Source organism: Candidatus Methanoperedens sp., assembly GCA_027460535.1.
In the GTDB taxonomy this organism is placed as follows: Archaea; Halobacteriota; Methanosarcinia; order Methanosarcinales; family Methanoperedenaceae; genus Methanoperedens.
In genome coordinates this window covers 1-19,224 of the sequence record JAPZAR010000024.1, presented here as the reverse complement: position 1 = coordinate 19,224, position 19,224 = coordinate 1, and the positions used below count along the sequence as shown (strand labels likewise).

General features: G+C 46.3%; 18 protein-coding genes. 16 read left to right on the top strand and 2 right to left on the bottom strand.

The features are described 5' to 3' along the window. Window position 1 precedes the first annotated feature (1 nt). Both O8C65_09920 and lysS read right to left on the bottom strand, forming a co-directional pair. Complete coding sequence (locus O8C65_09920) at window positions 2-910, bottom strand: restriction endonuclease (GenBank protein ID MCZ7357240.1); 909 nt, start codon at window positions 908-910, stop codon at window positions 2-4. Window positions 911-998: 88 nt separating this feature from the next. Continuing rightward, entirely contained in the window at window positions 999-2,507 is a 1,509-nt protein-coding gene (lysS, locus tag O8C65_09915; protein ID MCZ7357239.1) for a lysine--tRNA ligase, read from the bottom strand. 132 nt (window positions 2,508-2,639) lie between these two features. Between lysS and O8C65_09910 the strand changes: the two genes are divergently transcribed. The 16 genes from O8C65_09910 to O8C65_09835 all read left to right on the top strand — a co-directional run bounded on the left by O8C65_09910 (window position 2,640) and on the right by O8C65_09835 (window position 18,724). Further along, window positions 2,640-3,104 (top strand): phosphopantetheine adenylyltransferase, encoded by a 465-nt coding sequence (locus tag O8C65_09910; protein MCZ7357238.1) that lies wholly within the window; start codon window positions 2,640-2,642, stop codon window positions 3,102-3,104. Window positions 3,105-3,184: 80 nt separating this feature from the next. Next, the gene (locus O8C65_09905) at window positions 3,185-4,054 is read left to right on the top strand and encodes a DUF2099 family protein (GenBank protein MCZ7357237.1); all 870 of its coding nucleotides are present in this window, start codon (window positions 3,185-3,187) and stop codon (window positions 4,052-4,054) included. Window positions 4,055-4,075: 21 nt separating this feature from the next. Next, window positions 4,076-5,248 (top strand): aminotransferase class I/II-fold pyridoxal phosphate-dependent enzyme, encoded by a 1,173-nt coding sequence (locus tag O8C65_09900; GenBank protein MCZ7357236.1) that lies wholly within the window; start codon window positions 4,076-4,078, stop codon window positions 5,246-5,248. A gap of 111 nt (window positions 5,249-5,359) precedes the next feature. Continuing rightward, window positions 5,360-6,247 carry a DUF6159 family protein gene (locus O8C65_09895; GenBank protein MCZ7357235.1) on the top strand — a complete coding sequence of 296 codons (888 nt, stop codon included), beginning with the start codon at window positions 5,360-5,362 and terminating at the stop codon, window positions 6,245-6,247. A 325-nt stretch (window positions 6,248-6,572) separates the two neighbouring features. Then, the gene (locus O8C65_09890) at window positions 6,573-7,685 is read left to right on the top strand and encodes a hypothetical protein (protein MCZ7357234.1); all 1,113 of its coding nucleotides are present in this window, start codon (window positions 6,573-6,575) and stop codon (window positions 7,683-7,685) included. A 263-nt stretch (window positions 7,686-7,948) separates the two neighbouring features. Next, window positions 7,949-9,739 (top strand): glycine--tRNA ligase, encoded by a 1,791-nt coding sequence (gene glyS / locus O8C65_09885; GenBank protein ID MCZ7357233.1) that lies wholly within the window; start codon window positions 7,949-7,951, stop codon window positions 9,737-9,739. Between the two features lie 105 nt (window positions 9,740-9,844). Then, window positions 9,845-10,384, top strand: coding sequence for a hypothetical protein (locus tag O8C65_09880; GenBank protein MCZ7357232.1), 540 nt, complete (start codon window positions 9,845-9,847; stop codon window positions 10,382-10,384). A gap of 117 nt (window positions 10,385-10,501) precedes the next feature. Beyond that, window positions 10,502-10,828, top strand: coding sequence for an ATP synthase archaeal subunit H (ahaH, locus tag O8C65_09875; protein MCZ7357231.1), 327 nt, complete (start codon window positions 10,502-10,504; stop codon window positions 10,826-10,828). Then, the gene (locus O8C65_09870) at window positions 10,821-12,794 is read left to right on the top strand and encodes a V-type ATP synthase subunit I (GenBank protein MCZ7357230.1); all 1,974 of its coding nucleotides are present in this window, start codon (window positions 10,821-10,823) and stop codon (window positions 12,792-12,794) included. The genes ahaH and O8C65_09870 overlap by 8 nt, the downstream gene beginning before the upstream one ends. 5 nt (window positions 12,795-12,799) lie before the next feature. Then, a complete protein-coding gene (locus O8C65_09865; GenBank protein ID MCZ7357229.1) occupies window positions 12,800-13,024 on the top strand; it encodes a V-type ATP synthase subunit K in 225 nt (74 codons plus the stop codon). Window positions 13,025-13,038: 14 nt separating this feature from the next. Continuing rightward, window positions 13,039-13,590 (top strand): V-type ATP synthase subunit E, encoded by a 552-nt coding sequence (locus tag O8C65_09860; GenBank protein ID MCZ7357228.1) that lies wholly within the window; start codon window positions 13,039-13,041, stop codon window positions 13,588-13,590. A 4-nt stretch (window positions 13,591-13,594) separates the two neighbouring features. Continuing rightward, entirely contained in the window at window positions 13,595-14,614 is a 1,020-nt protein-coding gene (locus tag O8C65_09855; GenBank protein MCZ7357227.1) for a V-type ATP synthase subunit C, read from the top strand. Next, window positions 14,615-14,914, top strand: coding sequence for a V-type ATP synthase subunit F (locus O8C65_09850; protein MCZ7357226.1), 300 nt, complete (start codon window positions 14,615-14,617; stop codon window positions 14,912-14,914). A gap of 58 nt (window positions 14,915-14,972) precedes the next feature. Beyond that, window positions 14,973-16,706: an ATP synthase subunit A gene (locus tag O8C65_09845; GenBank protein MCZ7357225.1), complete on the top strand. Its 1,734-nt coding sequence runs from the start codon at window positions 14,973-14,975 to the stop codon at window positions 16,704-16,706. Window position 16,707: 1 nt separating this feature from the next. After that, window positions 16,708-18,102 (top strand): ATP synthase subunit B, encoded by a 1,395-nt coding sequence (locus O8C65_09840; GenBank protein MCZ7357224.1) that lies wholly within the window; start codon window positions 16,708-16,710, stop codon window positions 18,100-18,102. Between the two features lies 1 nt (window position 18,103). Beyond that, window positions 18,104-18,724, top strand: a complete 621-nt coding sequence (locus O8C65_09835; protein ID MCZ7357223.1) for a V-type ATP synthase subunit D — start codon at window positions 18,104-18,106, stop codon at window positions 18,722-18,724. The last annotated feature ends 500 nt before the right edge of the window (window positions 18,725-19,224 follow it).

Sequence of the window (19,224 nt, the reverse complement as noted above, 5' to 3'; positions counted from 1 at the left end):
ATTATTCTTCAATGAAATAATCTGAATCTATTTTCTTGATATCAAAAGTCTTCACTTTTGAAACACCAATATTATAATCAATCATCAATTCAGCAAGTTCCTCTCCATCAATCAATCTAATTTTGGCATCTATGCTTTCAGCATAATCCTTAGCATCTTTTGAAAAGTTTGAGGTGGTTATGAAAATGCCTTTTTTCGCTCTTTGTCCTAATAAAGCTCCAGCAAATTTATGTATTTCAGGTCGTCCGACAGTTCCTTCCCACCTTTTTGCTTGAATGTAGATAATATCCAATCCTAATTTGTCCTCTTTTATTTTCCCATCTATCCCTTCATCCCCACTTTTTCCGATAACTTCCCCAGCATCTGATAGATATCCCCCATATCCCATTTCTTTCAACAAATCTACTACAAGTTTCTCAAAAAATTCGGGCGTCGTATTCTTAACAGAACTCAGCAATTCCTGGGCTAGATTTCGTTTTATCTCGATGTATGACGTTTCGAGTAATTCTTGGGGCGTTTTTTGATTATAATTCTCCTCTTGCAGAAAATGCTCTTTTTCATCCTTTTTTAAAGTTCTAAATTCCAAAAATTCTGGAAATTGTTCTAGAAATTTCACATTTATTTCTGGTGGATTTTTTTTTAAAACCTCCAACCCCTTGTCCGTAATTATGAAATAAGACCGTTTAGTGGTTTCCAAAAGTTTTGCTTTTTTAAGATATGTTCTTGCCCAACCAGTCCTATTACTAATTATTGGTTGCTGTCCACTGGGCAAGAGCATTCTTTTTTCTTCATCACTCAGATTGAATAGCTTAGAGATATATTCAATAGCTTCTCGAATTGAGTGCTCTTGTTTATCTTTGGCAAACTTCAATAATGGAAGCATTATGCTTTGATAATCTGGAACGGCCATAAAATACTGTTTAAATTTTATAATATTTAAATCTTCTTTGATAATGCAAATTTTTTGAAGCTAGTGTAAGGAATCAAGCATCAATTCATTACTTGCCCGCTTCCTTGAACCTCTTCACTAAAAAATCCTTATCAAGCGATGCCAGAAAATGCCCCGCCCTCGGCCCTGATTTCAGCCCGAGAAGCGCAAGATACACGGTCTCGAAGACTTTTTTCCCGTCAAGCCCGGTCTCCTCTGCCACCTTATACATATTATCGTGAATATCCTGACCGCTCATCCCCTGCTCGAGTTCATCAGCAAGTATCGCAAGCACCATCTTCTGCTCTTTCGAGAAGCTCTTCACCTGAGGGGGCATGGTCTCCTGGACTTTGAACTTCACGAACAGAGGTGCATATTTTTCAAGCCAGTTCCTGGCATTATTCGCTCTCTGCCTGATCGCCTCCAGATCAGAGGTATCGTAATCCGTTCGCTTCAACACGGTCAGGAGGTAATCAAAACCTCTGTCATCAGCGATCTGCACTGCCGTCACCATGTGCCTGAAAGGGATTTTGGAAGGTCCGGTTCCTTCGGTCTGGGAAAGCTGGTAGGCGCGCTTGTCGCCCTCCACCCTGTCGTACTCATCAATAAGATTAAGAAGAGAAAGTCCCGGGTCAAATTCGATATGCTTTTCTGGCCTCTGCCTGATTATCAGGTAGCGCAGGACTTCAGGAGGCACTATCTCAAGCATATCATTTATCGAGATGGCAAGACCCGTGGATGAGTGCATTGCCCCTTTGCCTTTCAGCATGATCCATTCGTACACTATCGGGTAAGGAGGTTCGTAATCATATATCTCCCGCGAAATTCGTTTTCCCGTGTCGTACGAACCACCTGCAGTGGCATGATCCTTGCCGAAAGGTTCGACAGTAGTCCCGAATATCGGCCATCTGGCAGGCCAGTCAACACGCCATGTGAGTTTTCCACCACCTTTCATGGTTACTGTACCCTGCGAGCCGCATTTACATACGTAATCGATAGTCTCTTTCTCGGCATCGAACCCGGCCACCTTTGTCGAATTTAATCGTCCGCATTCATTGCAGATAGGATTGAACGGGCTCCAGTCCGGTTCCAGCTCCCGCCCGGATACTTCCGAAAGGATGAGGGCTATTGCGTCCCTGTTGGCCATGGCTCTCTTGATGGCATCGACGTATCTTCCCTCCTTATAAAGTTCATCCGCCCTGAAAACCTCCGGCCTGATCCCTAGCGTGTGAAGCGCTTCGATGAAAGGAAGAAGGAAATGCTCAGAATAGCTCCTATGGCCGCCGCATGGGCATGGTATTTCGGAGAGCGGCTTTCCGACATGGTTCTCATAATCTTTTGAAAGGAATGGATAGACTTTACGCAGGGGGTCGTAGGTATCTGCAATGTAGATCAGTCGCACATCTGCGCCTTTGTCCCTGAGCGCTTTGTAAATAGTATCAGCTGTCACTACCTCTCTCATGTTGCCTATATGGATAGCTCCCGAAGGCGTGATTCCCGAGGCTACTGTATGTTTTTTCCCCCGCTCAAGTACATTTTCCGCGATAACATCTGCCCAGTGTATGGTCTCGTCATTCATAACCGATCCCTCGCTTTACGTGGCATAAGGGCATATCCCTTCATTTGAAAAGCCTTTCTTTTCATTGCCCCTAAAATCGCACAGGACATATTAAAAGATACTCTTATCGTTTAGCTATCCAATTCTTAGGCTATGGCACGTGTAGCAGCAGGAGGGACTTTTGACCCTCTGCATGACGGACATAAAGCTCTCCTGAGGAGAGCCGCTGAATTGAGCCGCAACGGCGATTTACTTATCGGTCTGACATCTGATGAAATGGTCAGTAATAAGAATCATATCGTGGACAATTATCGTTCACGCCATGATGGAGTCATGCGATTCATTCTTGCGATGGGAAAGACACCGGTAATAGTGAAGCTGGAAGACCCGTATGGTCCGACTGTAACTGAAGATTTCGATTATCTTGTGGTATCTCCCGAGACCAATCCTGCGGCGCGGAAAATTAACAGGATCCGGAGAGAAAAGGGCATGAGAGAAATAAAGATTGTTCTGGTGGATTATGTTCTTGCGGATGATGGATTGCCCATCTCCAGCACGCGCATCAAACGAGGGGAGATAGATGAGCACGGCAGAGTGTTAAAAAGCAGGATCAATTAATTTCAAGGCAAATCTTGCCTCGACTTTTTAAATTTTGTCGATATCTTAATGGTTAATATTCTCAGGACCAATATACCATCATGGCAAAATCAAAAGACAGACATGTAATGGAAGCTCTCGGAAAGACGCGCGTAGTCGTGGAGAGCGGCAAAGTAGTGGAAGTCGGGGAACCCCAAACTGAATACTGTCCCATCTTCGACAAGGTCAGAGGCATAAAGAAATTCACGCCAAGGACGGCAAAGGAGAATATCGAGTTCAGGATCAAGGACTTCGGTCTGTTCACTGAGGACAGGGCTATCGAGATGGAGATATTCGTGGGCTTTGGCGCCAGTGAAACTTTTATGACCGGACTGCGCCGCGGTCTTCTGGATACATGCGTGACCGCCTGCGATGGCGCAGGCACTGTGATCACGAGCAACCCCAAGCTGGCTCAGGGCATGGGTTCCCGCATTTCAGGGCTTGTCGAGACCACGCCAATTCCAAAGCTCATCGAACGCATTCAGGAAGTCGGAGGCATTGTGCTTGACCCGGAGACTGCTGCATTAGACCAGGTGGCGGGCGTCAAAAAGGCCATCGAGCTTGGATATAAGAAGATAGGGGTCTCTGTCACGAATGCAGCGGACATGCGTGCGATGCGGGAACTTGAACAAAAATATAAGGTGCAGGTCATCGGTTTCGGCGTCCATACCACAGGTATGCCTGAAAACGAGGCGAAGGAATTCCTGGACCTGGTGGATATGACCACAGGATGCACCTCGAAGTGGATCCGGGGATGTATCACAGGAAAGACAATAGCGCAGTTCGGGACAGCTATCCCCATATTCGCCATCACGCAGTGCGGAAAAGAAATGCTGCTCGAACGTGCGAAAGAGGTCACAGATCCCATCCTGATAAACACCATGAAGCTCCCGGTTCAGCCTGAGGAGAAGCAGCCAAAACCCCTTATCTGAAATTGATATAAAACGAAGCTTATGGATCTTGAAAAAGCAGGATTTTCTACGCGGGCGATACACGCGGGAGAAAAACAGTCGGAAACTGGAGCGGTTGTAACCCCGATATACCAGACCGCGCCTTTTGAATTCAGAAGCGCTGCCCATGCTGCAAATGTGATGGGCGGGCGGGAGAATGGTTATGTTTATTCCCGCGGCCTGAACCCGACCACGGAAGCGCTGGAAGTAAAGATGGCGAACCTGGAAGGAGGGAAGGCGGGGCTGGCACAGGCTTCAGGAATGGCGGCGATCAGTGCAGCGGTGTTCACCGAAGTCAGGGCGGGTGACCATGTTATTGCTGATGAGGTGATCTACGGGAGCACGTACGACCTGTTCGTCGAGCTTAAAAAGTTCGGAGTGGATGTGAGTTTTATAGATACTTCAGATATCACCAACGTTGAAAATGCATTTCGTAAGAATACAAAACTTGTTTTCTTTGAGACGCCGGCAAATCCAACGATGAAACTGACTGATATAAAAGCCGTATCCGAGGTGGCGCATGATAAGAAGGCGAAGGTCTTTGTTGATAATACGTTCATGACGCCATACTTCCAGAAGCCTCTGGGGCTTGGCGCGGATGTGGTGATACACAGCGCCACAAAATACTTGAATGGCCACGGGGACACGCTGGGAGGAATAATCGTAGGTTCTTCGGATTTCATAAAACGGGCAAGGCATACGGCAAAGAACATGGGCGGCGCGATCAGCCCTTTCAATTCCTGGCTTATCCTGAGAGGTATGAAAACCCTGTCTGTAAGAATGGACAGGCACACTGAGAATGCCATGTCCGTGGCGAGATTTTTGCAGCGGCATGAAAAAATAAGCAGCGTTATTTATCCCGGTCTTCCGGATTATCCGCAGTATGACCTTTCACAGAAGCAGATGAGCGGATACGGGGGGATGATTGCATTCCTTTTGAAAAAAGCAGAAGATGTCCCTGTATTCCTTGACAATCTAAAGCTGTGCACCCTTGCCGTGAGTCTTGGCGAGACAGGTACGCTTATCCAGCATCCGGCCACGATGACACATGCGGTGGTCCCGCGGAAAGACAGGATCAGGTACGGGATAGCGGATGAGCTTGTACGTTTATCGGTGGGCATTGAGGATGCCGACGATATTATCGGGGATTTGGGACAGGCACTGGATAATATTTGAAAATCTCAGACGGTGAGCGGATGGTTTTAGTGTGCCCGGTATCCCGCTCCCACAGGAAAAGGTATATATTACCTTTGCCGATAGATATGAAACCAAGAAAAGGTGGACATCTTGTTTGAAACATTTTCAAGAAGCTGGGAAATCACAAAATTAAGTTTCAATGTGATACAGAAAGACAAAGAGCTTTTATTGTTTCCTTTATTGGCTGGCATATTCTCGATCATATTTATTCTGGTAATGCTCTTTCCATCCATTATCACATCATTTATGGAAGGAAGAGGTCCGGGATCTTATGGGATTACAGAGTATCTTATATTTTTTATAACATATCTTGGACTGGCGTTTATAGCTACCTTCTTCAATGTGTGCGTTGTTTACACAACCAAGATAAGATTCGAGGGAGGGAATGCCACTTTCTCGGAGAGTATAAAGTTTGCCCGTTCCAAGATAGGCCTGATTATCACCTGGAGCATTATTGTGGCAACCGTGGGACTGATCTTGAGAATAATTGATAATATGGCAGAGAGAGCGGGCGAATCCGGGAGAATAGTGTTGAATATTCTCACGTCCATTCTGGGAATGATGTGGAGCATAATCACTATTTTCGTAGTTCCTGCAATGGTTTATAATGACCTCAGACCGATGGATGCAATAAAGAAATCCGTACAGACATTAAAGAAAACATGGGGAGAAAGCCTGATCAGGTATTTCGGGCTGGGAACGATTGAATTTTTATTCTTATTCCTTGGTGTAATTGTAGCGTTCGTGTTATTGTTCGTACTGGCAGGTTTAGGACTCGCCGGGATAATTATTACAATTGCAATTGCCGTATTGTACTTCCTCGGCGTAATCCTGGTGTTCAGTGTGGCAAATACTGTATTTAATACTGCGTTGTATGTTTATGCAGATACAGGGAAGATCCCGGAAGGATATAGTAAGGAAATTATGCAGAATGCGTTTAAATCTGGAGGAAATATACGGCCTCCCGCAGATATTTAAATGACTGATTGTTGTCTTGATTTTTGTTTTTCAAGTCAAGGACTGCGCCCCCAAAGTGGGCGACAAGTTAAGCTATGAGCTTATCTCGATTATTGCCTGCAATAATGCATCGGTAATATGTGTTATCTCCTGAACATACCTTGAAAAAACATCACTGGTATGGCTCTTACGAGTGGTAGATATAATGCGTGTAGTAAGCGTTTATCAACCACTGCCTGCAAAAAAGCATCTGTGGTATGCTGTATTCAAATACAGATAATTTCATATATGATGACCATCAATGATTAAATGGGGTAATTACAATCGATGCTTCAATGGAGTGATTATGAATATAGTATCCTTTAAATGGAAAATTGCAACCTTGGGAAAAATCGATCATAGAATTATAGCTGTTGTAGTTGGTTTCCTTCTATTCCTTTCGGTGTTTGAGGTCGCGGTTTCAGTTACACCAGCTGCAGCATCTCCTCTCTGCAATCCATTGCCTCATGAACCGATCTTTATCACCAGTGACAATGATTTTAACCGCACTAATGGTGTAGTTTCGGGAACTGGGACAGCTACGGATCCCTACTTGATTAGCAATTGGCAGATCAAGAATCTCACACCAGGGTATGCGATAAAAGTCGATAACTCGGAAGGAAAAATAACAAAGTTCTTCAAAATAGGCTGCATCCAATCAAACTTCGCACAGGTTCCAGCAACAGGCGCCAAGTTAATATGGCTTGTAAATATTCATACACCCACCACAATCTCGGATGTGGCGGGTAACTCACAGGATGCTTTTGGCGTAAATGGAGTACAGCTAGACTTATCTGGCAATATAAGTTTGGATAGTTTAAGCCTCAACAGAATAGGAAATCATGGGGTTCTGTTGAATTCATCTGATCATATTAATATTACCCGTAGCAAGCTAAAGGCCGACGGAGATGGAGTTCTCATGCAAAACAGCCATTACATAACGATTGGTTCCCAATGTAACCTGGCAAGAGGCACTGATTGCAACGAGTTCACCTACGATGATGCAAAGGGCATTTGGATCAATAACTCTCATGATGTCTTAGTTCAATACACGATAACAAGTGCTGATGATAGTGGTGGCATTGTTATAGATGGAATTGAAAGCTATAATGTGACACTAATCAATGGCATTGCCGCCGGAAACGGTCCCATATGCAGAATGAATCCTGCAACCGGAGTCAGAGAACCAACCGGTCTTATGATAGACTTTATTTCTGGTATAGCTATCATAAATGGAGCCCACCACATCAACGTGGAGAACTACAATATTCATGGTAATGCCCACTATGACATTATGAATGGTGGTGATGGCAATTATCTTAATCGGTGCACAGGTATTGTGACACCGATCAGTGAGACTCCGCCAGGGTGGGATATAAATCTTACCGGAAACAGTTTCAAAACTGAATTCGGTTTCTAAAATTGCCCGAAGCCCTGAAGATATATTAAGATCGCCCAATGTAGTGTCCGAGAAAGGACATTTACAATCTTATTATGCCTAACATACTGTCCAATAACATACTGCCCGTTTTTCTATTAATTTTTGCATAAAACGAGGCCCAGAGATTATCTCCGCACCATATCTTTTGAAATAATTTTCAAACTTCCTCCGGGAAACAAGCCCATCCAAATGAAACCTTAATAATCCCAAACCCTGTATTAAGCCAAAAGCGAGGACTACACATGGCTGACAAATACGAACAGGTGATCGAACTTGCCAAGCGCCGCGGTTTTCTCTGGGGCTCATTTGAGCTGTATGGCGGCACAGCAGGTTTTTATGATTACGGGCCTCTGGGCGCCATGCTGAAGCGCCGCGTGGAGAACATCTGGCGGGATATTTTTGTCATTAACGAAGGGTATTACGAGATCGAGTCGCCCACGATAGGTATTGAGGATATTTTCATCGCATCCGGGCACGTGGGGGGCTTCTCCGATCCTCTGACGGAATGCCAGAAATGCAACGAGGCTTTCAGGGCAGACCATCTTGTCAAGGACGTTGTGGATAATCCTGATACCCTGAGCGCGGATGAGCTTTCCAGGGTGATCGGCAAGAACAATGTCAAATGCCCTGAATGCGGCGGGCGGCTCGGAAAGGTCTACGAGTTTAACCTCATGTTCAAAACCAGCATCGGACCCGGTGGAAAACGTGCGGGATACCTGCGGCCTGAGACAGCACAGGGGATGTTCGTGGACTTCCCGCGCCTTTTGAAATTCTACCGGGACAGGCTGCCCTTCGGGGCAACGCAGATCGGGAAAGCCTACCGCAATGAGATATCGCCGCGCCAGGGCGTGATACGCCTGCGGGAGTTCACGCAGGCGGAGGCCGAGATATTCATCGACCCGAGGGATAAGACGCATCCGAAATTCAAGGAAGTCGCTGATATTGTCCTGAACCTTTTTTCACAGGAAATGCAGAGCTATTTCCATGAATCTGGAACAACAGGGGAAGGCAGCGATGTCCAAAAGACCGGATTCGAGAAGATGTCGATCGGGGAAGCGGTAAAAAACAAAGTTATAGCCCATGAATTCCTGGGATACTGTCTTGCCCTGACATACCAGTTCCTCCTGCGCGTGGGCGTATCAAAGGAAAAACTGCGTTTCAGGCAGCATATGAAGGATGAAATGGCACACTATGCAGCGGATTGCTGGGATGCCGAGATATTAAGTGAAAGGTTCGGATGGGTGGAAGTGGTGGGTATCGCGGACAGGACGGATTATGATCTGAAGGCCCATGCAAAGCAGAGCGAAACTGAACTTACGGTATATATCCCGTACGATGAACCCAAAAAGGTCGAGCGCTTTGCAGTGAAACCCAACATGGGGATCCTGGGGCCGAAGTTCAAAGGAAAAGCCGGCAAGATCTCAAATGCACTGAAACTCCTGAAACCGGAAGATCTCACCGGGGATACCATTGATCTGATAATAGACGGTGAGACCATAAGCCTCGAAAAAGAAGCAGTGACATTTGAGACCGTGACCGAGGAATTGCATGGCGAGAATATAATACCGCATGTGATAGAACCGTCATTCGGGATAGACAGGATCACCTACTCCCTTCTTGAACATTCATATTTTGAAGAAAAAGCTGTCGAAAAGGGAGAAGAGGATGAGATGCGTATAGTACTCCGCCTCCCTGCAGAGGTAGCCCCGATCCAGGCCGCTGTGCTGCCTCTCCTCACGCGCGAGGAGCTCATAAAACCGGCGAACGAGATTGTCAAAATGCTAAGAAAGGCAGGCATCCTGGTGGCATTCGATGACTCGGGAACCATAGGGAGGAGGTACCGCAGGAACGATGAGATAGGTACGCCCTATTCCATAACCGTGGATTATCAGACCCTTGAGGACGGCACTGTTACGATCAGAGACAGGGATTCGATGAAGCAGGTGCGTGCGATTATGGCGGAGCTTGCGGGCAACATATTCGATATGATCTACAGGGGGAAATCTTTCGAGGATGCAGGTATTAAAGTGTAGTGTCCTATGTTCGATCTATCCAGGGAAATTCAAAGGAAAGCCTTTCACCTTATCGGTTCCCTGATCCCATTTTTTTATTTTTTTCTAAATAAAGAAACGGCAGCCATGGGCCTGGCTTTTATCAATGCTATTCTCCTGGTGATAGAATGGCTGCGCCTGAATGGAAAAATAAGCCTCCCCGAAATGCTGCTCCGTCCCCATGAAAATAAACAGATAGCGGGATATATCTATTTTCAGATGTCAGCCCTTATTTCAATAATCATATTTGAAAAAACGATCGCCATTGCTGCAATATTGATGCTGGCCATCGGGGACACTGCAGCAGGGCTGGCAGGCGCAGCTATCAAAGGCGGAAATGTCAGGCAATCAGGTAATAAAGCAGACATCAAACCCTTCCCGATAATGGTCACGATTTTTCTTGTATGCGTGATCATAGGTGCTATACTCTCAAATTTTCCCATGGCACGGGATATGATTCAAATACCGTTCTGGGTATATGTTGCGGGGGCTCTGGGCGCAACCATCGGGGATACAGTCCCAGTGAGGGTCAAAGGAGTGGCTATAGACGACAATTTCATGATACCGCTACTTTCGGGAGCATTTATGACCGCGGGTATGGTAGCAATTAAAACGATTTTTCATTAAAAATAGAGATGCGCCCTTAGAAAACCACGCTTTGAAATCGAATAATTTATGTAGGTGTTCCCCTATGTGAAGGAATCAAAACGAATCACTATTATTATTTCATGAAAGAGGAATTTGATGACACGAGCTGAAATTTTATCCGAGATAAAGATGGCTGAAGAATCTGCCAAAGCTGCGGTGGCCGAAGCGAATGAGGCGAAAAATAAGAAGATTTCTGAGGCCAGGGTGCAAGCCAAAGAGATTCTCAGGAAAGCGGAGGAAGAAGTTATCCTGCAGGCGCAATTGCAGATAAGTGAGGCTCGGAAGAATATCCAGAAAGAAAAAGAAAAGATCATAGAAAAAGGGGTTCTTGAAGCTTCAGAGATCAAACAGAAAGCGAGAAATAACGTCGCAAAAGCCTCGAAATTCATTCTAACGGAATTTGAGAGGGCAGCCAATGCTTAAACCCACAAAAATGACCCGGGTCATCATTGCTGGCACAAGAGATCATATTGAAGGAACTGTATCCGCCCTTCACAAACTGAACCTGCTCCATATAACGGATTATAACGAAGAGACCGAAGATTTCAGGATCGGCCGCCCGTTGAAACCCGCATCTAAACTCTCAGAATATCTTCTTTCTTTACGCGGGATCTCAAACCAGTTAGGGGTTATCGGAAAAGAATCTGCAATGAAACTGAGTTCAAAAGACCTCCCTTCCCAGATCGATGAGAAAATTACCCATCTCCAGAAAGAAGTATCATCCCGGTTTGATGAATTGAGGAACATCGAATTCAGGATAAAGGAGAAGGAAGACCTGATCTCTGCTTTAAAACCATTGATGGCGCTCCCGCTATCAATAGATGCATACCACGGGTATGATACCGTGAAAGTGTACGCTGGATTTATCGCTGAAGATATAGAGCCAAAACTCACCAGGATTACAGCCAATTACGAATTATTCAGCGATGAATACGAAAAAAGAAAAGTATTTGCTCTTTTCATTCCAAAGGTTTTTGAGTCAGAAACCCAAAAACTCCTTCAGGAAGAGCGCACCTATGTTGAATTAAAGATCCCTGAGTTGAAAGGTAACCCTCCTGTAATACTCGAAACGCTGACCAAAGAGGTAATGGAACTTAAGGCAAAGCAGGCATCCATAAAATCCGAACTTGATAACATCAAGAAGGAATATTCAGAATTCATAATTGCTGCGGACGAACATCTCTCCATAGAGACCCAGAAGGCAGAAGCACCTCTCAGATTTGCCACGAGCCCCAATGCATTCATTATAGATGGATGGGTGCCCTCGAGAAAATTCCATGAACTTGACTCGGTTTTGCAGGAAAACACGCAAGGGCAGGTTTATTTAACCAGGATCGAAGAGAAAGCGAAAGAAGAAGATATACCGATAGAACTTGAAAATCCAGGGATCGCAAAACCCTTTGAACTCCTGATAGATACTTTTGCCACACCAAAATACGGGGAGATCGATCCCGCATCTGTGATTTTTATAACTTTCCCGCTATTCTATGCCATCATGCTTGGTGATGTCGGGTACGGTCTCATCGTGGCAGCCATGGCCATAATAATCAAAAATAAATTCAAGACCGGCGGTCTCAATGCGCTTGCCCTGATATTGTTCCTTTCAGCGTTCCTCTCGATAATATTCGGCATTATATACGGGGAGTTCTTCGGCTTCCCGCTGTTTAACGTGGAAGTTAAAGGAGTACTGGAACACGGTATTTTCGGAATTGCAGGCCCTACGATTGCAGGATTCCATCTACCGGTGCAAAGGTTTGAGGCGGTGCAGTCTCTTCTTCTTATGACCTTAGTTATAGGGATATTGCATATCTTTCTCGGATTGGTCATAGGTTTTCGCAATATTGCGATAGAGCACGATCTAAAGCATGCGGTCTTTGCAAAGGGGAGCTGGATTATGATTCTGGCGGGCGGCGTTGCTGCCATAGCTAAATTAATGCCAGCTATGATGTCAGGTCAACATGTCCCTTCAAGAGACCCTGTTTTTGACGGAGGAGTAGGACTTGCTATTATCGGTGTCGTGCTTTTGATAAAAGGCGAAGGATTCATCTCTATAATGGAGATACCTACGCTTCTCTCCAACGTACTTTCATATACAAGGATACTTGCAATAGGCTTATCATCGGCAGGAATAGCCCTTGCGGTAAATACCCTTTCTATGAACCTTTTCATAAGGCCGGGCGGTGTGCTGCTGGGCGGCGGGATTGGGCTTGCCCTCATCGGCGTGGTAGTACTGTTCGTAGGACATTTAATAAATTTATCACTGGGCATACTGGGACCAGGGCTTCACTCCCTGAGGCTTCAATACGTGGAATTTTTCACTAAATTTTATGAGGGGGGAGGTAAGAAGTACGCCCCCTTTGGTTATAATAGAAAATATACGGAGGAATAAAAAATATGGACCCAACACAAGCAGGAATGGTAGCTGTAGGAGCAGGAATAGCGGTAGGACTTTCAGGAATCGGCGCAGGCATGGGCGAACAGGCCATCGGTGCGGCGGCAGTAGGCGCAATGGCAGAAAATGAGAAGTTCTTCGGTAAAGGTCTGCTTATGACCGTCATTCCCGAATCCATCGCGATATTTGGTCTTGTCGTAGCATTGATATTGCTGTTCGTGTTCTAAAAAAGTGAACGAATATGGGACTTGATGCGATAGTTCAGGAGATCAAGGCCAAAGGCAAGGCAGAAGCTGAGAGGATCAGCGGAGAAGCGTATAAGGAAGCTTCGCTTATCATCGCAGAAGCCCAGTCCCAGGCTGAGAAGATCAAAGCGGCCAAGGAAATGGAAGCAAGGAGAGAAATTGAAAGGATAAGACAGCAAGAAATATCAAGCGCCAATCTCGAGGTAAAAAGGTCATTACTGAACGCTCGCAAGGAGGTTCTTGATGAAGTGGCCGAAAAGACAAAGTCATCAGTCTTGAAACTCCCGGCTGAAAAGAATCAGAAACTCATGCAGTCGATTATCAGAAAATACGAAGCAGACAACAGCAAGATATATTCAAACGGCAAGGACAAGGTTTTCGTGAAAAAGATCACGAAACTCGAATATGCCGGGGAAATTGACATTATGGGAGGAGTAGTCATAGAAAATGAGGATGGTACGGAATCCCTCGATTTCAAATATGACACGATTTTAAAAGAAGTGAGCGAACAATCTTTGAAACAGGTATCGGATATCCTGTTCGGGTGAAAAAATGGGCGGTCCAAACGCGGTCAAATATGCATACATCGTAGCCAGGGTCAGGGGTATGAAGAGCAAGCTCATCCCCGTGGAGATGTATCCGAAATTTCTCAACATGGAGATTCCCGAGATAATCCGTTTTATTGAAGAGTCCGAATATAAGAAGGATGTTGATGAACTGGGAAAAAAATACAAGGGTACTGACCTGTTTGAACATGCATTGAGCCAGAACCTGGCGCTGACCTACCGCAAATTGATAGAGGTGTCGCAGAACGAGGCAAATTTTCTTATCACAGAATATCTTCGATCCTGGGACGTATGGAACATCAAGACCATATTGAGAGGCAAATTTTCAGGGGCAAGCGAGGAGGAAATCCTGGAAGATGTGGTTTCCGCAGGCCAGCTGAGGTACAGGGACCTGACAGATCTCGTTAAGATTGGCACGGTCGAAGGCATAATTGCAGCGCTTGCAGGAACGCCTTATTATTCTGCCCTTGAAGGATACAAAGGAGACCTTTCGGAGATAGAGAACGCCCTGGACAAAAACTATTACTCCAGACGCACGGCTGCGGCCCAGGAAACGGGAAATAAACTATTCTTCAAATTCCTCAGGACCGAGATCGATCTCAAGAACCTCAAGATGCTTTTCAGGATGAAACGCGCGGGTATGGAACGCGAGCAAATAATCAAGCTCCTGATCCCCGGAGGTCTGGAACTTAAGGACGCAGACCTCGGAAGACTGGCATCCCTTTCCCTTCCCGAATTCGTACGCGCACTTGAGGAATATTCGTACTGGAATGCGATCGCGGACATAATCGGAGACCTGACCTCCCTTATAAATATCGAGACGCGTCTTGAGAAATATGGGCTTGTCTATGCTTCAAGGATATCATATTATTACCCGCTGTCGATCCTGCCTATTCTGGATTATATCCTGAGCAAGAAGATAGAAGTCGATAACCTCCGAATAATCGTGCGCGGAAAAGAGACGAAGCTTCCTGAGGAAATAATAAAGGCCCACCTGGTGATGTAGATGGAAATTGCAGTTGTTGGGAACAGTGATTTTGTGATCGGCTTTCGTCTTGCCGGCATTCGGAAGACCTACGAGACAGCCCCGGATAATCTGGAGGCCAGGATACAGGGCGTGCTGAATGACAGGTCTGTGGCCATCCTTGTGATACACAATGATGATATTAACAAATTATCCGCGCAGATGCAAAAAACCCTTGATGATTCGGTAGAGCCCACGGTGCTCGTGATTGGTGGAAAAGGTGAGAGTACCAATCTCCGGGAGAAAATAAAGCAATCTGTAGGCGTAGATCTTTGGAAATGAATGATAATATCCCCGAACCCGAATTGTTTCGGGAGACTTATAAGAGGTGTCATGGAAAATGAAAACAAAAGGTGAAATTTATAGAATCTCTGGACCAGTTGTTATCATAAGCGGTTTGAATACCAAAATGTACGATGTGGTCAAAATTGGAAAGGAAGGTCTGATGGGCGAGGTCATCGGAATAGAAGGTGAGAAATCCACAGTGCAGGTGTATGAAGAAACGTCCGGTATCAGGCCAGGTGAACCTGTGGAAAATACAGGTATGCCGCTCTCCGTCGAACTCGGACCGGGTCTGCTGGAAAGCATATACGATGGCATCCAGCGCCCTCTTCCGGTATTAAAAGACAGCATGGGGGACTTTATCAAGCGGGGCGTTTCTGCCAATGGTCTTTCGCGCAAGAAAGAATGGGAATTCGTACCTGCCGTGAAAAAAGGCGACAGATTGAATCCGGGAGATGTCATAGGGACAGTTCAGGAAACGCAGAATATCGAGCACAGGATAATGGTCCCGCCCAATATTTCAGGAACGGTTGATGAGATAAATAGCGGCAAATTCAAAGTCGATGAGGTGGTGTGCACACTTAGCGGTAAGGAACTCACGATGATGCAGAAATGGCCTGTCAGGAAGCCAAGACCGGTCACCAAGAAGCTGATGCCAAACACGCCTCTTATCACGGGCCAGAGAATCCTTGACGGTCTTTTCCCGGTCGCCAAAGGCGGAACTGCAGCTATCCCTGGTCCTTTCGGGAGCGGAAAAACAGTAACACAGCAGCAGCTTGCAAAATGGAGCGATACTGAGATCGTTGTTTACATAGGGTGCGGCGAACGGGGCAATGAAATGGCAGACGTTCTGAGCGAGTTCCCTGAACTTGAGGACCCAAAAACCGGCAGGCCTTTGATGGAGAGGACGGTGCTGATCGCAAATACCTCCAACATGCCAGTGGCGGCCAGGGAAGCCTCTGTTTACACAGGAATTACGATTGCAGAGTATTACAGGGACATGGGATATGATGTATCCCTGATGGCAGATTCTACTTCACGATGGGCGGAAGCGATGAGAGAAATATCATCACGCCTTGAAGAGATGCCGGGCGAGGAAGGTTATCCGGCGTACCTTGCAGCAAGGCTCTCCGAATTCTACGAGCGCGCGGGTAAGGTGAAGGCACTTTGCGGAAGGGAAGGCTCGATCACGGTCATAGGAGCGGTCTCTCCCCCGGGCGGAGACTTCTCAGAACCTGTAACCCAGAACACGCTTCGCATAGTAAAAGTATTCTGGGCGCTTGATGCCAAACTTGCGCAGAGGCGGCATTTCCCGGCAATAAACTGGCTTAACAGTTATTCGTTATACACCAAGGCACTGGGTGACTGGTATAACGAGCATGTCTCTTCCGAATGGGTAAAACTCAGGAACGATTCGATGGAATTGCTCCAGAAAGAGGCCGAGCTCCAGGAGATAGTCCAGCTTGTGGGTTCGGATGCTCTTCCCGAGGATCAGCAACTCACGCTTGAGATCGCACGGATGATCAGGGAATATTTCCTGCAGCAGAATGCCTATCACGAAGTGGATACCTTCTGCTCCATGGATAAACAGTACAAGTTGCTAAAAGCCATTACCTCATGGGGCGACAAGGCCCAGACAGCACTTGAGGGCGGGGCCCCGATGGAAGATATCATGAAATTAAAATCAAAGGATGACCTTGCAAAAGTCAAGTACGAGAAGGAGTTTGACGCAGCACTTGGCGTGATCATGAAGAGTATGGAAGAAGAATTTTCGAAGCTCGGGGGCAAGTAACATGACTAAAGAATACAAGACGATCAGGGAAATCGCAGGGCCGCTCATCTTTGTAGAAAAGACGGAACCAGTGGGATATAACGAGCTTGTCAATATCAACCTTCCAGACGGCACGACCAAAAGAGGTCAGGTGCTTGATACTTCAAATGATGTGGTCGTGGTGCAGATATTCGAAGGCACAGGCGGCCTGAACAAGGAATGCGGGGTCAGGTTCACCGGCGAGACGATCAAACTCCCGGTTTCAAAAGACCTGCTCGGCAGGATCCTTTCGGGTTCCGGAGAACCACTGGATGGCGGCCCGCGTATAGTGCCAGAGGACAGGCTTGAGATCACAGGCGCGGCCATAAATCCGTATGCGCGCCTTCCCCCGAAAGACTTTATCCAGACAGGTATATCCACCATTGACGGGATGAATACGCTTGTGCGGGGCCAGAAGCTCCCTATATTCTCGGGTTCAGGTCTGCCGCATAATGAGATCGCGCTGCAGATTGCAAGACAGGCAAAAGTTCGGGGCTCGGATGAACAGTTCGCGGTAGTGTTCGCTGCAATGGGCATCACCAATGAGGAAGCGCAGTATTTCATGCGCGACTTTGAAAGGACAGGAGCCCTCCAGAGAGCCGTAGTCTTCCTGAACCTTGCAGATGACCCGGCTGTGGAGCGGCTTATCACCCCGCGGCTTGCGCTCACCGCCGCGGAATACCTTGCTTATGAACATGACATGCACGTGCTCGTCATCCTCACAGATATCACCAATTACTGTGAAGCGCTGCGCCAGATGGGCGCGGCAAGGGAAGAAGTCCCCGGCAGGAGAGGCTATCCCGGTTACATGTACACAGACCTGGCTTCGCTTTACGAACGCGCGGGTGTTATCAAGGGAAGAAAAGGCTCGGTGACGCAGTTCTCCATTTTGTCCATGCCCGGCGACGATATCACCCACCCGATCCCTGATCTTTCGGGGTATATCACGGAAGGGCAGATCGTGATATCGAGGGAACTCCACAGGAAAGGCATTTATCCACCGGTGAATGTGCTGCCTTCACTCTCAAGACTGATGAACTCAGGTATAGGCGCAACAAGGACAAGGGAAGACCATAAGGCGGTCTCGGACCAGCTGTATGCCGCCTATGCAGAAGGACGCGACCTGCGCGGCCTTGTTGCCATAGTTGGCAAGGATGCTCTCTCAGATAGAGACAAAAAATTCCTTGAGTTCGCTGATATGTTCGAGGACAAGTTTGTCCGGCAGGGCGCGGAGGAGAACAGGGATATCGAGACAACTCTCGATATCGGGTGGGAACTCCTTTCGGAATTGCCTGAAGCCCAGCTCACCAGGATCGATAACAAGTACATCCAGAAGTATCATCCGGCCCACAGGGCAAAGGAAGAGAAAAAAGAATAATATGGCCATAAAAGACAACATTAAACCCACACGCTCGGAGCTAATCGACCTCAAGAAAAAAATAAAGCTCAGCCAGAGCGGGCACAAACTTCTGAAAATGAAGCGCGATGGCCTGATACTTGAGCTTTTCGCGATACTTGATAAAGCCAAGGACATCCGCGCCGATGTGGAGAAGCAGTTCGTTCAGGCTTCGCAGAAGCTTGCCATAGCAAAATCAGTGGAAGGCGTGGTTGTAGTGAAATCCACTGCCTTTGCTCTCAGGGACACGCCAAAACTTGAACTTGAAAGCAAGAACGTGATGGGCGTCGTGGTCCCGAAGATCGAAGCTTCAAGCGTTCATAAAAAACTCGAGGAACATGGCTACGGCATAATCGGCACGACCTCACGGATAGACGAGGCCGTGGATTCCTATGAGATACTTGTGGAGAAGATCATCATGGCGGCCGAGATCGAGACCACGATGAAGAAGCTGCTTGAGGATATCGAGAAAACAAAGCGCAGGGTGAATGCGCTTGAGTTCAAGGTCATACCCGAGCTTAACGAAGCCAAGGATTTCATCGTGCTCCGGCTTGAGGAGATGGAACGCGAAAATACTTTCAGGCTGAAGAGGATAAAAGGGTAACGTCCTATTTTGTAACTACTCAGGTTTTTTAATTGCCCTAACACAAGATTTCTAATTATTGTAACCGCAGCATGTAGCCCTTATTATAAGCTGAATCTGTGATAGATGGAGATACAGATTATAAGACAATCCTCTTCAAATAAAATAGATTAAAAAACCTCCAAATAATATTAATAAGATAAGCTCTATTATAGCTGTGACCAAGACAGATTATGGATTATAAAGATATTATAAGCGTTTTACCATTTATAGCTCCCATAGTGGTTACCCTCGTCACTGTGTATATTACAAAATTGTTAAAAGATAAAAAAGATACGATATGGATTGAATTGTTAAAATCTAATAAAAATATTGAAAAATGGGCACAATCCTAAAATCCAGTGATTTTTAGTTTTTTTAGCAGAAGATCCAGATAATTTGGTAACAATCATCTTTCCATAAACCGCAATCAACATAAAGTAAACCATTTTTGAAGTGAGAGACGGAAATAATACAAAACT

Coding starts and splice junctions, on each gene's coding strand:
- O8C65_09920 (MCZ7357240.1), bottom strand. CDS start 910: ATGGCCGTTCCAGATTATCAAAGCATAATGCTTCCATTATTGAAGTTT.
- lysS (MCZ7357239.1), bottom strand. CDS start 2,507: ATGAATGACGAGACCATACACTGGGCAGATGTTATCGCGGAAAATGTA.
- O8C65_09910 (MCZ7357238.1), top strand. CDS start 2,640: ATGGCACGTGTAGCAGCAGGAGGGACTTTTGACCCTCTGCATGACGGA.
- O8C65_09905 (MCZ7357237.1), top strand. CDS start 3,185: ATGGCAAAATCAAAAGACAGACATGTAATGGAAGCTCTCGGAAAGACG.
- O8C65_09900 (MCZ7357236.1), top strand. CDS start 4,076: ATGGATCTTGAAAAAGCAGGATTTTCTACGCGGGCGATACACGCGGGA.
- O8C65_09890 (MCZ7357234.1), top strand. CDS start 6,573: ATGAATATAGTATCCTTTAAATGGAAAATTGCAACCTTGGGAAAAATC.
- glyS (MCZ7357233.1), top strand. CDS start 7,949: ATGGCTGACAAATACGAACAGGTGATCGAACTTGCCAAGCGCCGCGGT.
- O8C65_09880 (MCZ7357232.1), top strand. CDS start 9,845: ATGGGCCTGGCTTTTATCAATGCTATTCTCCTGGTGATAGAATGGCTG.
- ahaH (MCZ7357231.1), top strand. CDS start 10,502: ATGACACGAGCTGAAATTTTATCCGAGATAAAGATGGCTGAAGAATCT.
- O8C65_09870 (MCZ7357230.1), top strand. CDS start 10,821: ATGCTTAAACCCACAAAAATGACCCGGGTCATCATTGCTGGCACAAGA.
- O8C65_09865 (MCZ7357229.1), top strand. CDS start 12,800: ATGGACCCAACACAAGCAGGAATGGTAGCTGTAGGAGCAGGAATAGCG.
- O8C65_09860 (MCZ7357228.1), top strand. CDS start 13,039: ATGGGACTTGATGCGATAGTTCAGGAGATCAAGGCCAAAGGCAAGGCA.
- O8C65_09855 (MCZ7357227.1), top strand. CDS start 13,595: ATGGGCGGTCCAAACGCGGTCAAATATGCATACATCGTAGCCAGGGTC.
- O8C65_09850 (MCZ7357226.1), top strand. CDS start 14,615: ATGGAAATTGCAGTTGTTGGGAACAGTGATTTTGTGATCGGCTTTCGT.
- O8C65_09845 (MCZ7357225.1), top strand. CDS start 14,973: ATGAAAACAAAAGGTGAAATTTATAGAATCTCTGGACCAGTTGTTATC.
- O8C65_09840 (MCZ7357224.1), top strand. CDS start 16,708: ATGACTAAAGAATACAAGACGATCAGGGAAATCGCAGGGCCGCTCATC.
- O8C65_09835 (MCZ7357223.1), top strand. CDS start 18,104: ATGGCCATAAAAGACAACATTAAACCCACACGCTCGGAGCTAATCGAC.